Below are 15,510 nucleotides of genomic sequence, written 5' to 3' on the forward strand. Positions count from 1 at the left end.
CGGGCACAATATGCAAAATTTTGCTGTAAAAATAAGAATAAAATGGTCAATTTACCACTTCAACCCCGATATATTTTACCCCCGCTGTGTTTAATGGCATTAAGCGCCCTATTTGCAGCGTTTAATTTAAATGATGATTTAGAGTTTAATCGCCAGCTCATTGACCAAGGCCAAGTATGGCGTTTGATCACGAGCCAATATGTGCATGCTAACTGGGCGCACTTAGCATTAAATTGTGCCGGTATCGTACTGATATGGGCGTTACATGCTGAGCATACAAAACCGACGCAATATGCATTGCACACCTTATTTTTGGCTGCTTGGTGCGGTATTGGGGTTTACTTTTTTTGTCCTGACATTCACATTTACACCGGATTGAGTGCACTACTGCATGGTGTAATTGTGTGGGGGGCAATCAAAGATATTGAAGTTGGCATGAAAAGCGGCGGGTTATTGTTTATCGGTATTTGGCTTAAAATTGCTTATGAACAATTTCATGGCCCCAGTGCTGAAGTGAGTAAATTAATTGCCTCTCGGGTTGCTGTTGATGCTCACTTAATAGGTGCAATTGGCGGAATAGTACTCGCAACGCCACTGCTGATCAATTATATAAAAAAACGCCAAGCATAAGCTTGGCGTTGTCTAACATTTAAGTGCTTATAAACTTTCTTTAAATAGTTTATGAATACGACGGTATTCATCTAACCAACTAGAAGGCTGTACAAAACCATGTGGTTCGACTGGAAATATAGCCGTTTCAAAGTTTTCTTTTTCAAGCTCAATTAAACGCTGTACTAAGCGTACTGAGTCTTGGAAAAACACATTATTATCAACCATAGGGGCGTTGATCAATAAGCGGTTTTTAAGTCCCTGCGCATAATATATAGGCGAACTTTTTTCATACGCAATTGGATCAACATCTGGGTGATTTAAAATGTTTGATGTGTATGGACCATTATAGTGTGCCCAATCGGTAACTGGACGAAGCGCAGCCCCTGCTTGAAATAAATCAGGCTGAGTAAATAACGCCATAAAGGTCATAAAGCCACCATAAGAGCCGCCATATGTACCCACAGCACCGGTATCAACATTGGCATTTTCAGCCATCCATTTAACACCATCGGCTAAGTCTTCAATTTCTGGGGTACCCATTTGACGGTAAATCGCCGTACGCCAATCACGTCCATAACCTTTTGATGCGCGATAATCCATGTCCATCACTACATAACCTTCAGAGGCTAGTAATGAATGAAACATAAATTCGCGGAAGTAACCTGACCAACCCATGTGTGAGTTTTGTAGATAACCTGCGCCATGGTTAAAAATGATCGCTTTGCGGTTTTTGCCGCTCTCACCTTCTACATAGTCTGCTGGGTAATATACTTTAGCGTATACCGGTTGTTCGGTATGACTTGACGGTACCGCAACAATTTTAGGCGCAATTAATTGTTTTGCTAAAAATTCACTCGATACTGTATGAGTTAGCTGCGTTGCAGTTGTATTCGCTTTTGCATCAGCAACATATAACTCTGGTGGAGCCATGATTTTGGAATGTGTTAACAATAATTTGCTTTGATCAGGGCTTAATTTATAGTCGGTCATACCGTCTAAGTTGGTTACTTGCTCTGATTTTGCCGTTTGTGGATCAACGCGGTAGATTTCATATAGACCAGGATGCTCAACATTGGCTTTGTAGTAAATTGCACTGTCGTCATCTGTTAGTGTGAGGTTCGATACGACAAACTGGCCTTTGGTAAGTTGTGTTGCTTTACCATTGAGTGGTTTTTTATATAGGTGGCTATAGCCTGTTTCTTCAGATAAATAATACAAGGTATCTGAATTATTTAACCAGCCAAAATCGTTATAAGCATAGTTAACCCATGCATCATCGTGTAAACGGTGTTGTGAAACAAGTTTTGAATTTTCAGCATCAACAGTAGCTAACCAACGGTCTTTGTTATCCCATGCTTCAAGCATAATCGCGACTTGCGTGCCGGCTTTGTTCCAGACGATAGCACTTTGATCCCATCCCCAATCCATCATTAGGTTGATAGCACGAAGTTCTTTTTTAGATTCATATGTTTTGCCGTCACGGGCATAGTTTTCTTTTTTAACTGAAGCTAGCACGTCTTCATCAAAACCAGGTAAGGTATCAAATGCGAGTGCTGTTTGCGTTTGCTCAGTTAAATCTATGTAGATAACTTGCGAGGTTTGTGGTTTTTCATCAGCAACACGACGACGTACTTTTTCAGCTTTTACCCGTGCATCATCAGCAATATAGTTTGGCATGATGTCGGCTTCATCTCGCCAAGGTCTGGCTTCTGTGACAACAGCAATTAAGGCTTTACCATTTGGTGATAACTGCACATCGGCTAACTCATTGCCTTTACCTAAGTAAAACTGAGCATTGGCAATTGAACTATTTTGCTGGTTGAGTTGCTCTTTGCGCGCTTGTTTATCTTTTTTATTTTTATGGGTCAGCGCAATGTAATCAATCAGTTTATGCTGTTCTTTAGCGATGTAAGTTTCAGGCTCTGTAACTCCTTTTGGTGCATCGCTCAAATGAAGATTTACAAGCTCAGCTTGCAGTCCCGTTGCCAGATCTACTTTATAAAAAGTGTTTCCTTGACGATAAGCTAAATTACCATTAGTTAAAAATTGCGGTTTAGATTGTTTAGCACTGTCGTGAGTAATTTGTGTAATTGCACCTGTATTGATGTTCTTTACAAATACATTACCTTCAAACACATAAGCTTGCTGTGAACGATCCGCTGAATAAACAGCATCACCAGCCCCTAATGTATGCAACTTATTTAACGCTACTTGGCTTGCAGCTTGGCTATCAACAGCTTGTGTAAATAAGTCTCGAAGCTCATTACCTTGTTGTTTTTGCGCATAGACAACTGTTTTTGAATCAGTAGCCCAAAACGCACGCTCTGCTTGGCGGCCTAACCAATCAGGATGAGCCATTGCTTGCTCAAGTGTGATTGCGCTGCTACCTGTATCTGCAGGTGTTACAACAACGCTGGCAACAGTTGATTGTGGTTGCTCTGTAGGGGTAGATGCGGTTGATTGACAACCGGACAACATAACGCTGGACGCGACGGCAAGTGCAATTAAGGTTTTTTGAGTAGAAGATTTAAAAATCATAGGGCTTCTGTAAGGTTATTGTAATTCCCCCAATTTAAGCAGAAGCACCTATGTAATAGCAATTATTTCAGACAAACAGCCAAACTTTGCTGTTTAATAACCAAGTTACTTTATAGAAATATCTAACCACACCATGCGATGATCTGACGATGCATTACGATCTTTAATTAACCGGTACAACTCGCTACTTTTAGTTGGCCAAAATACCCCACCGTCATGGACTTCAATGCCATAACTTGAAGGCAAAACATAATCTGCACGAGCTTGCCAGTAAGCTGTGTAAGCCGCAGCATATTTTTCACTGTAAGTGGTTTTAGCGCCCTTACTAGTTGGTGTAAATTGACTATTTATTAATGAATTTTTTAAAAGTTGATCCGTTGTATCTGGGCGTTTTTTATCTCCTTCAGGAGCCGCATTTAAATCTCCGACTATAACAAATCGTGATTTTTCAGCTAACCCGCCTTTGACACCATGATCGTCATAGAGGTAATCTGCGCTGGCGATATAATCTTTAATCAAACGTACTTCATCATGATTACGTAAGCCGTTTCTATCTTCAGCACCATCAAATACAGGAGGCGTTGGGTGCGATGCAATAACGTGCAGGGTTTTACCTTTTACAGTAACCGGAATATCCCAAAACGATTTTGAACTGAGTCTCAAAGCTTGCCATTCTTCGTTGTTATACCAATTTTCACCTGTAGTTGGATCAATAGGCATTTTAGCATCTGGCATATCTTTGTATTTAAAGGTTTGTAAGGTACGAATTTTATCAAAATCAATTGGGTAGCGAGATAAAACGGCCATACCATAATGGCCTTCAAAAAAGCCAAAACCAAATGCATCCCCTTTAATACCAGTTGCTTGGCCGTCATTATCTAGATCAAATGGCGTTTTCAAACCTGTGTTTACTGGGCCAACATAGCTGTACGGATAATCTATAGCGGGCTGTTTATTTTGGCTTTTAGCAAGGTAGTGCGTTTTAAAATAATCAATGCCTTGCGCTTTGCTGACATAATCAAATTCATTTAATAATAAAATGTCAGGGCGAATACGTTGAATGATCTCGGCAATATTTTTGATTTGTGGATGATCACTTTGTAATGCATTTACCAAACCTTTGGCATCAAGGGGGTTATCATTTTCAGCATAATTTGTTGCATCCATGCTCACATTAAACGTGGCTACACGTAAAGATGACGCGGCCAATGCTGAGTTAGAAAAACCACTGATTAATAGGCAAGCTAATGTGGCGATAGAAAACTGCTTCTTCATACGATATATCCATCTAAAATTAATAACAAAATGACACTACTTACGACTATCCATAAAATAATTGCCATTATAAAGGGCTTTAGTCCTGCTTGTTTTAATACAGCCAGTGATAAGCCACTGCCAATTAAGAATAAAGTCATTACCAATAGTTGTTTTGCTACGGTGTTGATCAGCTGCCAGAGATCCGTAAATTGAGGTAAATACGTATTTATCAATGCAGCAGCTAAAAAACCAACAATAAATAAAGGAATGCTGGCCTTTTCTTCTGAGCGCCAAAAGACACCTGCAATCGTAGTGTAGGGAATGATCCACATCGCACGTGTGAGCTTAACTGTTGTAGCAATACTTAGTGCCACAGCTCCATAAGCTGCTGACGCCCCTACTACACTGCTGGTATCATGAATAGCTAACGCTGCCCATAAACCAAATTGGTGTTGGCTTAAACTAAAGTAATGACCAATGGTTGGAAATAGTAGCAAACCGACACCGTTTAATAAAAACACTACACCAAGTGCAACCGCTACTTCGTGATCTTTAGCTTTAATTACCGGCGCCATTGCTGCAATCGCACTGCCTCCACAAATAGCCGTACCGAATGATATTAATACACCTGTGTTACGATTTAATTTAAAGACTTGCGTTAAAATTTCACCAAGACCAATGATCGCTGTAATACTGACTATGGTCAGTACCAGCGAACTGCGACCAACTTCAATCACCTGATTAAAATCAACAGCAAAACCTAAGCCAACCACCGCGGCTTTGAGCATCCATTTACTTGCCTTTTGGGATAGCTCTGCAAATGGATTACCGAGCAAAATTGCAAACATCGCGCCACAAATTAGGGCACTACCACCACCAATTAAAGGGGTGATACACAGGCCAAAAAAAAGCAGGTATAGAGGCTTTTTAATCCGATCAGACACAGACAAAATAATCCCTTCGTTACGAGCGCACAATCTTTGTAGTGAGCTTATGCACAACTGGTGCTACAAGAATTACGGTAGGAAATGCGACACAAAATGCAAAAGCCCACGCCGCTAACCAAATAGAAACTATGTTATCAATTAAACCAACATTAAAAATTGAAATTACCAATGACATAAAACCAGACATAAATAATGCCATGAAAAAAGCGAATACCACGGTTCTGTATTTAGCGCTAATCATAAAACCATTCCTCAAGTAAAAAGCCGAGATAAACTCGGCTTTTTTAGTTAATTTAAAATCAACGCGGTGCTGGCCGCTAATACGCCGGGATAATCTTCCTCCGGAAGATACTCCGACAATTGTGCTAAGCGTTCACCTAACTCATGAAGGTTCGCAGCAGATACATTAATATGGCCCATTTTACGACCAGGCTTTGCTGTTTTACCATACCAATGACTCGTAACCTCAGCAATGCTTAGTACTTGCTGAGGAATCGCGGCTTGTCCGAGCACATTCACCATTGCCGTAACACGCTGTAATTGTGTGCTACCTAATGGCAGCCCAGAGACTGCACGCATATGATTTTCAAATTGACTGCAATGCGCGCCTTGTTGGGTCCAATGACCAGAATTATGAACCCGAGGAGCAATTTCATTGACCAATAACTGCCCTGCCACATCGAAAAACTCAATCGCCAATACACCAACGTAATCAAGCTCATTAGCCAATTTATTAAATGCATCTTCAGCTTGTTGTTGAATCACTGATTTTTCTTTACCGGCGATAGATAAGGTTAAAACACCATTGGTATGCTGGTTTTCAGTAAGTGGGTAAATAGCGGTATTACCACTTTTATCGCGAACACCTATGATTGATACTTCACGATCAAATGGGATCATTTGTTCGGCAATAATAGTGTGTGGCGCGGATTCAGTACCGGAGGCAATAAAATCAGCCATTTGTGACCATATCTGCTCAATTTGATCATCTGATTTTAAACGCCACTGGCCTTTTCCATCGTAACCGGCTTGACAGGTTTTGATCACTAATGGCTTACCCAAGCTAGCAACGGCTTGTTCTAAATGGGCTTTTTCAGTGATTAACTGATATGGTGCGCACTTAACCGCGGTTTTACTTAGTAATGCTTTTTCTAGGGCGCGATCGCCACCCGTTTTAATCGCGGCTTTACCCGGATAAAACTTTTTGCTTGCACAGCATAGCGTTAGCACATCATCAGGAATATGCTCAAACTCAGCAGTGATCGCATGAGCATCTACAATGGCTTGCTCTAACGTTGTAGTATAGATTTGCCCAGTTAATGGGTGAACAATTTTTTTACTACCAACATCATACGCAACCACATTTAAATTCAATGGCGCACCAGCTAAACACATCATACGTGCTAATTGGCCGGCTCCTAAAATTAAAATAGTCATATTACTCTGCTGGATTTGGGTTAGCTAAAATAGTTTCGGTTTGTTCTTTACGGAACGCTTCAACTTTGGCGAATATTTCCGGTTGCTGACAACCTAAAATCTGTGCAGCTAATAATCCTGCATTTGCAGCACCAGCTTCACCAATTGCTAATGTACCTACCGCAACACCTTTTGGCATTTGGCAAATCGACAGCAATGAATCAATGCCATTTAACGTTTTAGACTTAACCGGCACACCTAATACTGGTAACGATGTGAAAGCAGCGGCCATACCTGGTAAATGCGCTGCACCACCGGCACCGGCAATAATTACTTTAATACCACGTTCTGCTGCTGAACTTGCGTAATCAGCGAGTAGTTGAGGAGTACGATGAGCCGATACAACTTTAGTTTCGTAAGCGATGCCAAATTTATCTAGCATGATCGCCGCATGTTCCATAGTTGGCCAATCTGACTTGGAACCCATAATAATGCCAACAGTCATAAATACTCCTCAGTAATGGTTTTAATACCTATAGCGGACTTATGTCCGCATTAAAGGCGGTCATTATACACGTATTAATTGTTAAATTGCGAATATCGAGTAACAAAAAAGCCATGACTAGCATGGCTTTTTGATCAGTATGTAAATTGAGCTTTAGCCTTCTTTACTGGCTAAATATTCAGAGTAAGTACCTCTGAAATCAATTATTTTGCCGTCTTTGATTTCCCAAATACGGGTTGCAACTGAGGATACAAATTGACGGTCGTGAGATACAAACATTAACGTACCTTCATATGCTTCTAGCGCAAGGTTTAATGCTTCTATTGACTCCATGTCCATGTGGTTCGTTGGCTCATCCATTAATAGGATATTTGGTTTATGCATCATAATCTTACCAAATAGCATGCGGCCTTGCTCACCACCAGATATTACTTTTACAGACTTTTTAATATCATTTTGTGAGAACAACATACGGCCTAAGAAACTGCGAACAACTTGTTCATCATCGCCTTCTTGCTGCCATTGCTCCATCCACTGAAATAAGTTCATATCGGTGGCAAATTCATCAGCATGATCTTGCGCATAATAACCGATATTATGGTTTTCAGACCATTTAAACTCGCCTTGCTTCGGTGCCAAACGACCTGCTAAAGTATTTAATAGTGTTGTTTTACCAACCCCATTTTCACCAATGATAGCGATACGCTCGCCTACTTCAACTAAGCCTTCAAGGCCAGTGAACAGCATATCGTCAAAACCTTGGCCTAAGTTTGTTAATTCAAGGGCATTACGGAATAACTGTTTTTCTTGCTCAAAACGAATGAACGGTGTTTGACGTGACGATGCTTTAACTTCATCTAATTGAATCTTGTCAATTCGCTTGGCACGAGATGTTGCTTGTTTTGCTTTAGATGCATTAGCTGAAAAGCGTGAAACAAACTGTTGTAGCTCAGCAATTTGATTTTTCTTCTTGGCATTTTCACTTAATAAGCGTTCACGAGCTTGCGTTGCTGCAAACATATATTCGTCATAGTTACCTGGGTAAATACGCAATTCACCATAATCAATATCAGCCATATGCGTACATACAGAGTTTAAGAAATGACGGTCATGGGAAATGATGATCATTGTGCAATCACGTTGATTCAGTACATCTTCGAGCCACTTGATAGTATAAATATCCAAGTTATTAGTTGGCTCATCGAGTAGCATGATATCTGGATCTGAAAATAACACTTGCGCAAGAAGCACACGCAGTTTAAAACCAGGAGCAATCTCTGACATCGGACCGTAATGCTGATCAGTTGCAATACCTACGCCCATTAGTAGCTCGCCGGCTTTAGATTCTGCAGAATAGCCATCCATTTCAGCAAACTCAGTTTCAAGATCGGCAACCTTCATGCCATCCTCTTCACTCATTTCAGGCAAGCTATAGATACGATCACGCTCTTGTTTAATCGCCCACAGCTCTTTGTGGCCCATTATCACAGTGTCAATAACTGAATATTCTTCGTAAGCGAACTGGTCTTGGTTTAGTTTAGCAACACGTTCATTTGGATCAGTACTTACATTACCAGCTGACGGTTCCAATTCCCCACTTAAGATTTTCATAAATGTTGATTTACCACAGCCATTTGCGCCAATTAAACCATAACGGTTACCTTCGCCAAATTTAGCTGAAATATTCTCAAATAACGGTTTAGCACCAAATTGCATGGTGATGTTAGCTGTACTGATGATAGCGCTACCCTCCAACGGGGAAAATCAAAGAAATAAAATTGGCTGGAGTGTAAACCAAATAGGCTTATTTTTCCATGAATTATTAGCTTCGTGGGCTATAGCTGCTGTCCATCGAAATAAGCTAATTTAGGTCAATTTATTATGCTAGTATTGTGTAGCTGCACACAAAAAGAACATAAATTAACAATTCAAATTTCCTCTATCATTTTTTGATGATATTTTTTCACTTTAGCCATTAATTTAGCTTTGTTAGTCTGCGCGACCAAAGGACAATGATAAATAGCACACAAGGCAATATTAAATGAATAGAAAATTAATTGGGGTCATCATCGCAAGCGCTTTGATAGCACCGAGCGTAAACGCTGTTGAGGTTTATGATGACGGAAAAAACAATTTAACCATCGGTGGTTTTATTGACGCCAGAATAATCCACACACAAGGGCAAACTGAAATAGTTAATGGTGCATCACGGATTAGCTTTGATTTTAGTCGCAAACTAAAAGATCAGTGGTCAGCTTTAGCCTTATTAGAATGGGGTGTAAACCCTGTTGGTAGTAGCGATATTATCTATAACAACCGCTTTGAATCTATTCAAGATAAATTTTTATATAACCGACTTGGTTATGTAGGTATAGCACATGAAAAATACGGACAAGTGACAATTGGTAAACAATGGGGTGCTTGGTACGACGTAGTTTATAGTACTAACTATAGCCTAGTTTGGGATGGTAATGCAGCCGGTGTTTACACCTACAACAAAGACGATGGTGCAATTAATGGTACCGGGCGCGGTGACAAGTTATTGCAGTATCGTAATACGTTCGGTGATTTTAGTATTGCAACACAAGTGCAATTTAAAAATAATGATTTTTATACTTGCGATATCGAAGCCATTTCTGAAGCTGCTTGTCAGACTTTGTGGGAAAATGGCAGTGATCTTGCTCAACAAGTAGAATTTAATTCAACCTATGGGGCAGCCGTTACCTATTCAGTAAGCGACGACTTAAAACTTTCTGCTGGGTTTAACCGCGGAGAACTGACCGTAAATTACGCAGCAGGACGAATTCAGTCTGTTAATGATTTTATTTATGGCGCAGGCGTTACTTGGGGTAACTTCAACAATGATGGCCTTTATTTTGCCGCAAATATCAACAAAAATGAAAATCATGATACCGATAACTTAGGCCGTCTGATCAAAGACGCGATTGGGGTAGAGTCTTTATTATCTTATAAGTTTGATAATGACATTCGTACCTTCATTGCATATAACGTCTATGATGCTGGAACAGATTACGTGATCCAACCAAATTTTAACGCCGATCCTAATGACAACTTTAAACGTCAATTTACAGTACTTGGCTTTCACTATCTATTCGACGAAGATACGATTTTTTACATTGAAGCACGTAAAGACTTTAGTGATTTTTCAAGTGCCGATAAAGAGCAAGAATATCAAATGGGTCTATCAGAAGATGATGGCATTGCATTTGGTTTTCATTACACATTATAACTAGAACACTGACAGGCTGATTATTTAATCAGCCTGTTTTGCTAATATTTAGCACCCGCTGCGATCACATTTTTTTTGCTTTACCTTTAGTTGCAAACGCTTTTGTCAAAGCCAAATAACCTTCCTTAGGTCCTAAAATTATCCATAACATTAAAATTCCACCCGGTAATAAAATTGCTTTAAGTAATGGTCCTAGCATGTAAGAATAAAAAATAATAAATGGGATAAATAGTCCGTAACCAATAACTTGTTTGATAAAGTTCATATAAGTTCCTTGTTTAAATGAGCGCGCTCATAAATATAATTGAGCGCAGTCACTTTTTCAAGTAACTTCATCTTTACTATCACAAGTTAAATATAATTAATTGATATACAATGAATAAAAAAACGCAAACCTATAATAAAATTCTTACCTCGGCTTGGCTGTTATTCTTAGAGCAAGGTTATGCTCATACATCTACACGAGAAATTGCAAAAGCGGCTAATGTGGCCGTTGGTACTGTGTTTAGTCATTTCGAAAATAAAATCGACTTACTAAAAGCAGGAATGCAGCAACAAATAGATACGATCATTCATCAGACTAGTTTAACTGATCGCCAACATGCACCAAGGCTAAAGTTACGTCACTATGCCCTACCGTTGTTTGAATTTTATTGTAATAACATTGAATTTAGTAAAATATTGATAAGCGATATGATTTGGCAAGCTGCTTTTTTTGAACAGCAAATGAGTGAGTTTAAAAAACGGCTGTTCAATGAACAGCAAGAGTTTGACGATATAAAAGCAAGTGTGATGTTAGATTGTTATTTTATGACCATTATTTCAGGGTTAAATGAACCTGCGCCAGAACCTGAAAAAATGCTACGCCAACTAACCAGCAAAATATCTATTCTTTAGCGACAACTTATTTCACTCTGTGTTTCACTTTGGGCATTAAATCTAAGCTTTTAATTTAAAGTAATAGCGATTTTCTATGTTTAAGTGCAAACTCTGTAACTTATCTATTGATAAATTAAACGTCGTTAGTGTGTAAATAAAACTCACCTTCTAAACCCCTACTAATTCGCTGCAATTACCGACTGTTTACTGATATTTTTTGATTTAAGACGTTGTCGTTGTATCAATGAAGATCCCTCCATAGCCAAATAAACATAACTCTTGTGATACGTTTAATCGAATTACTAACTTTGATTTATCAAGCTCATGATTCTTCTCGATAGCTTTTAGTTGAAAATAACTTTTTATGCAGAGTTATCTTAATTAACAATTATGGTATGATGTGTTCTTTTGTGGTTTATTACTGTCTTATTATTTAGTTAAGCATATTAGTTTATTGATGAATTATAGAAATCGAGTGCCTGCTTAACACTATGCACCGGGTTTTCCCTGTGCTCTAAACCTTCATTAATTCTGCTATTCCAAATAATATCATTAGCATATATGTTAAGGCTATTATTAAGACCAGCAAAGGCACTTAACATTAAAGGATGCTCGGCGCCTCCTACTGTTATATAGAGCGACAGCGGTATGTTATCGTCTGTATTGAGGCATCGTTGCGATAAGAATCGATCAAACTCTTTTACAACGGTCATATCGTCGTACCAAGCAGCCGGACTAAATGCAAAATAACCGTTAAACAGCCAAGGCTTTGTACTCATAGTGTATAAAACAAAACTCCCTCCTGCTGAATAGCCCGACAAAACACGATTATTATCTAGCTTATAATGTGATTCTAAATACGGTAATAACTCACCTTCAATAAAAGCCAAAAATTGATCTGCTTGACCAAATAATTCTGGTGAATTTTCACTTGCTGGTCTTGCCTGGGTATTCACATCTTGGCGTGCATACGGCGGCACTAAATCACGATTTCTGGTAAAGGTCCAAAATTGATTAGGAATAGACACTAAAATTGTATCTTGCTGCGCTGGTAACTCAGTCATCACTGAATCCCACTGCGTAAGATTAAAGTTACCATCGGTTCTAATGATCAAGGAGTAGCGCTTATTTGGCTCAAAATTGTTAGGTAAACGAATAAACACTTTCCTACTTTCATCCAATACCTGAGAATAAATAGTGATGTCTTTAAAATTTGACGTGTAATGCGCGTTATATTTATAAATGACAATAGCGCATGCAATGAAGCCGGCTGTACTCAATAGAATTATGATTGCAGTGCGATTTAGTTTTTTTAATAGCAGCATAGCTTTCAGGTAAAGATTGTTTTAAAAACAATACCCTTTCTGTATTTTTAATTAAACTACCGTTATGTAACAAAGTGTGATTTACAGTTGATACAACCATTGTTCACTCGCTACATGAGTGAATTTAAAACGGCGAAGTAGTTGCTGGCTTTGGCTATTTTCTGTCGCCACTTTCGCCTGTAAATTAGTAATGCTCAACTCATTGCCTAACTGCGCAACAACGGCTGTTATATTTGTTAGCATAAATGCTAATGCTTCAGACATAAACCCATTCCCCCAATGATTTGGTGACAACTCAAAACCTAACCAAGCAGTATCTTCTTCAATATCATATAAACCAATGCAGCCAATCAAGGTCGACGTATTTAGTAAGTACATTCCAAAGCGCAGCGTATTTCCTTCATACATGCCAGTAATATCATCTTGGATCAGTTGTTTTACGTCATCACGTGCAAGTGGCACTGCATAGTCATTAAACTGAGCAACTAACGGCTCAGACAAAATAGCCCACAACGCACTACAGTCCCTATGCTTAATTGGCTTTAATGTGATTCGACTTAGTGCAAACTCATTGTTCATAAATAAAATTAAATTACGGCTTTAAAGCCCGCTATTATTCCCTTAAGATACCCGCCATACAAGTTAATAACTGAGCTAATTATGAATGACGAATTTAAAGTAATACAACCTACAACCACAGTGTATTGCCCAAAGCGCGGTGAAGGTTGGACCCTTACAGGTATTACTAGCATTAATGAATTTACATCTGTTATGTTTGATGGTGTGCGTTATACGTTACCTGCACGTGAAATCATTGAACAGTTATTACCTAACCAGCTTGCTCGTGAACAAAAATAGCCACAACTTAAAATTCCCCGTTAAAGATACAAAATAAAGCCTTTAGTATTATAAAACACCTCAATTTAGCCAGCATTTCGTGTATAAATGCCAACCGTTCGTTAAGATATGTTGCTTTTGTAATCAACCATTAGGATAATTGTACAATACTTTGAGGTTAATAACGGATGCGCTCGGCTTATAGGAATTAAGCAATACAATTTTGGGAACAAGGATAGGCAGCTATAAACCAAATTGTAATTACCTCAGACTAACTATAGCTGTAACAATGGATCCTCGTTAAAAGGCCTACTCTAAATGAAAACAACGCTAAAAATTACAACCCTGTCTGTTGCTATCCTTTCATCTTTGCAAGTTGCGCATGCAAACCAATGTAACGGTCAACTTTATGGTATTAATGCTGGACGCGGTGACACCGGTATTATATTTAAACTAGACGAATATACACAACAAACTCAAGCACATTCTAGAGCTAAATACAGCTCTTCAGCGCTTGCTCATATTCCGGAAACAAATCGCTTGTATTACATCTCAGCACCTCGCCCTATTGAATATCAAGTAGATGTTGAGCACTTAGGTTTTAATTCAACAGAGCTCAAATCTCTACCTATTAGTGGCAGTAAGTTTAAGTACATCAAATTGGCCTATGTTGATTTAGATACAAACGAACATGTTGAAGTTGGCAGAACAAGTAACATGTATCGTTTAGTGTATGACCAACAAAATAATCGCTTACTTGGATCATATAAAGATAAGCTATACGCGATCGATCCTGAAACTAGCGAAACAACTTTACTTGGAAATATTACAGGCCTTGAAAATGACCAAGGTATCTGGCGTGGTGACATGGTATTTAAAAATGGTGAATTAATCTTAGTCACCAGTACAAGTTTATATACTGTGAATGTGCAGGAACTTACGGCAACAAAATTATCTGATCACAACTTAACGACTGTCACAGGCGCTGCACTTAACCAGCAAGGTGATATTGTATTAAGCCGAACTATTTTAACTGATCTAGGCCATTCTAATAAATCTGAGTTGTACAAAGTAAATAAAAACACTGGCAATACCTGCCATGTTGCAGATTTTCCAGTACGTTTAAATGATTTAGCAACTAATTTTAACGAATCAGTTGCATGCTACGATGCACCAGTTTGCACCGTGTCAGATATTCCAAGCTTTACTATTGTACCTATTGTTGATTCAGTAGACGAAGGTAGCGCATTATCTTATAAACTAGAGCTAAGCAATAGTTATGAACAAGATAGTGATATTTATGTATCGACTTCAGCAGGAACAGCAACAAGTAGCGACTACAGTTTCTCTGATCAAGTCATTACTATTGCGGCAGGTGAAACAACTGCTTCATTTACAATCCCAACAATTGATAACGATGACTATAGTGAAACTAAAACCTTTACCGTCAATGCCGTTGCTCAGCTTAATGTAACTGGTTCAAGTTCTCTACCAGCGTCTATCTTAAATGATGATGCTCAGTGTATTGCCGAGAATTACACACGGATCAGTTACTCTTTTATCTCTGAAAATTCTGGTTATAATAATGATTGGGGTATTAAGGTTAATAACCAATATATTAAATTGTTAGATGAGCATGGAGCATCAGGTTATTACGACGTTAAAGCCAGTGATTCAATCGTTTACGTACTTTCCGTGAACGGTAATGCAAACAATCTTAAAACAGCCTATAAAGCCAGTGGTACTAAGCAATATTGGGAAGATCAAAACGACAGAGACTACAATGACTTCGTCGTAAATGTCACAACACAACCAATTCAAAAAGGCTGTAATTAATCTGAACTTAGGATAATAAATCCCTTACCCAAGGTTCAGGTAATTCATAACTTTCCTGTTTATCATTATCAAATTTACCCCACAAAAAAAGCCAGCATCGCTGGCTTT

15 protein-coding genes are annotated in these 15,510 nt (G+C 38.8%); 5 read left to right on the forward strand and 10 right to left on the reverse strand.

Features of this window, described 5'->3' with window-relative positions; genetic code table 11:
- The first annotated feature begins 42 nt into the window (after positions 1-42).
- Positions 43-630, forward strand: a complete 588-nt coding sequence (rrtA, locus tag H5158_RS17500; protein ID WP_182740526.1) for a rhombosortase — start codon at positions 43-45, stop codon at positions 628-630.
- A 27-nt stretch (positions 631-657) separates the two neighbouring features.
- On the opposite strand, the gene H5158_RS17505 is transcribed toward rrtA, so the two are convergent.
- The 7 genes from H5158_RS17505 to H5158_RS17535 form a co-directional block, all read right to left on the reverse strand.
- Positions 658-3,150: a prolyl oligopeptidase family serine peptidase gene (locus H5158_RS17505; protein WP_182740527.1), complete on the reverse strand. Its 2,493-nt coding sequence runs from the start codon at positions 3,148-3,150 to the stop codon at positions 658-660.
- A 105-nt stretch (positions 3,151-3,255) separates the two neighbouring features.
- Positions 3,256-4,425, reverse strand: coding sequence for an endonuclease/exonuclease/phosphatase family protein (locus tag H5158_RS17510; protein ID WP_182740528.1), 1,170 nt, complete (start codon positions 4,423-4,425; stop codon positions 3,256-3,258).
- Complete coding sequence (locus tag H5158_RS17515; protein WP_220491351.1) at positions 4,422-5,357, reverse strand: putative sulfate exporter family transporter; 936 nt, start codon at positions 5,355-5,357, stop codon at positions 4,422-4,424. The genes H5158_RS17510 and H5158_RS17515 overlap by 4 nt, the downstream gene beginning before the upstream one ends.
- Before the next feature lie 13 nt (positions 5,358-5,370).
- Positions 5,371-5,595 carry a DUF2798 domain-containing protein gene (locus tag H5158_RS17520; protein WP_145233348.1) on the reverse strand — a complete coding sequence of 75 codons (225 nt, stop codon included), beginning with the start codon at positions 5,593-5,595 and terminating at the stop codon, positions 5,371-5,373.
- Between the two features lie 47 nt (positions 5,596-5,642).
- A complete protein-coding gene (locus H5158_RS17525) occupies positions 5,643-6,791 on the reverse strand; it encodes a 5-(carboxyamino)imidazole ribonucleotide synthase (RefSeq protein WP_182735528.1) in 1,149 nt (382 codons plus the stop codon).
- 1 nt (position 6,792) lies between these two features.
- Positions 6,793-7,275, reverse strand: a complete 483-nt coding sequence (gene purE, locus H5158_RS17530; protein ID WP_145233343.1) for a 5-(carboxyamino)imidazole ribonucleotide mutase — start codon at positions 7,273-7,275, stop codon at positions 6,793-6,795.
- Between the two features lie 153 nt (positions 7,276-7,428).
- On the reverse strand, positions 7,429-9,015 hold the full coding sequence (locus H5158_RS17535) for an ABC-F family ATPase (protein WP_145233417.1): 1,587 nt from the start codon (positions 9,013-9,015) through the stop codon (positions 7,429-7,431).
- Between the two features lie 301 nt (positions 9,016-9,316).
- On the opposite strand from H5158_RS17535, the gene H5158_RS17540 reads away from it, so the two are divergent.
- Positions 9,317-10,525, forward strand: coding sequence for a porin (locus H5158_RS17540; RefSeq protein ID WP_149981168.1), 1,209 nt, complete (start codon positions 9,317-9,319; stop codon positions 10,523-10,525).
- A gap of 64 nt (positions 10,526-10,589) precedes the next feature.
- On the opposite strand, the gene H5158_RS17545 is transcribed toward H5158_RS17540, so the two are convergent.
- Complete coding sequence (locus H5158_RS17545) at positions 10,590-10,790, reverse strand: hypothetical protein (protein ID WP_182740530.1); 201 nt, start codon at positions 10,788-10,790, stop codon at positions 10,590-10,592.
- 110 nt (positions 10,791-10,900) lie between these two features.
- Here H5158_RS17545 and H5158_RS17550 point away from each other — a divergent pair, with 110 nt between their 5' ends.
- Positions 10,901-11,422 (forward strand): TetR/AcrR family transcriptional regulator, encoded by a 522-nt coding sequence (locus tag H5158_RS17550; protein WP_182740531.1) that lies wholly within the window; start codon positions 10,901-10,903, stop codon positions 11,420-11,422.
- A 428-nt stretch (positions 11,423-11,850) separates the two neighbouring features.
- On the opposite strand, the gene H5158_RS17555 is transcribed toward H5158_RS17550, so the two are convergent.
- Positions 11,851-12,729: an alpha/beta hydrolase gene (locus H5158_RS17555; protein ID WP_182718858.1), complete on the reverse strand. Its 879-nt coding sequence runs from the start codon at positions 12,727-12,729 to the stop codon at positions 11,851-11,853.
- A gap of 81 nt (positions 12,730-12,810) precedes the next feature.
- Positions 12,811-13,308: a GNAT family N-acetyltransferase gene (locus H5158_RS17560; RefSeq protein WP_182718859.1), complete on the reverse strand. Its 498-nt coding sequence runs from the start codon at positions 13,306-13,308 to the stop codon at positions 12,811-12,813.
- Positions 13,309-13,389: 81 nt separating this feature from the next.
- On the opposite strand from H5158_RS17560, the gene H5158_RS17565 reads away from it, so the two are divergent.
- On the forward strand, positions 13,390-13,587 hold the full coding sequence (locus tag H5158_RS17565; protein WP_145233335.1) for a hypothetical protein: 198 nt from the start codon (positions 13,390-13,392) through the stop codon (positions 13,585-13,587).
- Positions 13,588-13,884: 297 nt separating this feature from the next.
- Complete coding sequence (locus H5158_RS17570; protein WP_145233333.1) at positions 13,885-15,402, forward strand: Calx-beta domain-containing protein; 1,518 nt, start codon at positions 13,885-13,887, stop codon at positions 15,400-15,402.
- The last annotated feature ends 108 nt before the right edge of the window (positions 15,403-15,510 follow it).

Source organism: Pseudoalteromonas sp. SR45-6 (assembly GCF_014163545.1).
Classification (GTDB): Bacteria; Pseudomonadota; Gammaproteobacteria; order Enterobacterales; family Alteromonadaceae; genus Pseudoalteromonas; species Pseudoalteromonas rhizosphaerae.

What these genes read in the sequence shown, in the direction of transcription:
- rrtA (WP_182740526.1), top strand. Translation starts at nt 43, where the DNA reads ATGGTCAATTTACCACTTCAACCCCGATATATTTTACCCCCGCTGTGT.
- H5158_RS17505 (WP_182740527.1), bottom strand. Translation starts at nt 3,150, where the DNA reads ATGATTTTTAAATCTTCTACTCAAAAAACCTTAATTGCACTTGCCGTC.
- H5158_RS17510 (WP_182740528.1), bottom strand. Translation starts at nt 4,425, where the DNA reads ATGAAGAAGCAGTTTTCTATCGCCACATTAGCTTGCCTATTAATCAGT.
- H5158_RS17520 (WP_145233348.1), bottom strand. Translation starts at nt 5,595, where the DNA reads ATGATTAGCGCTAAATACAGAACCGTGGTATTCGCTTTTTTCATGGCA.
- H5158_RS17525 (WP_182735528.1), bottom strand. Translation starts at nt 6,791, where the DNA reads ATGACTATTTTAATTTTAGGAGCCGGCCAATTAGCACGTATGATGTGT.
- purE (WP_145233343.1), bottom strand. Translation starts at nt 7,275, where the DNA reads ATGACTGTTGGCATTATTATGGGTTCCAAGTCAGATTGGCCAACTATG.
- H5158_RS17540 (WP_149981168.1), top strand. Translation starts at nt 9,317, where the DNA reads ATGAATAGAAAATTAATTGGGGTCATCATCGCAAGCGCTTTGATAGCA.
- H5158_RS17545 (WP_182740530.1), bottom strand. Translation starts at nt 10,790, where the DNA reads ATGAACTTTATCAAACAAGTTATTGGTTACGGACTATTTATCCCATTT.
- H5158_RS17550 (WP_182740531.1), top strand. Translation starts at nt 10,901, where the DNA reads ATGAATAAAAAAACGCAAACCTATAATAAAATTCTTACCTCGGCTTGG.
- H5158_RS17555 (WP_182718858.1), bottom strand. Translation starts at nt 12,729, where the DNA reads ATGCTGCTATTAAAAAAACTAAATCGCACTGCAATCATAATTCTATTG.
- H5158_RS17560 (WP_182718859.1), bottom strand. Translation starts at nt 13,308, where the DNA reads ATGAACAATGAGTTTGCACTAAGTCGAATCACATTAAAGCCAATTAAG.
- H5158_RS17565 (WP_145233335.1), top strand. Translation starts at nt 13,390, where the DNA reads ATGAATGACGAATTTAAAGTAATACAACCTACAACCACAGTGTATTGC.
- H5158_RS17570 (WP_145233333.1), top strand. Translation starts at nt 13,885, where the DNA reads ATGAAAACAACGCTAAAAATTACAACCCTGTCTGTTGCTATCCTTTCA.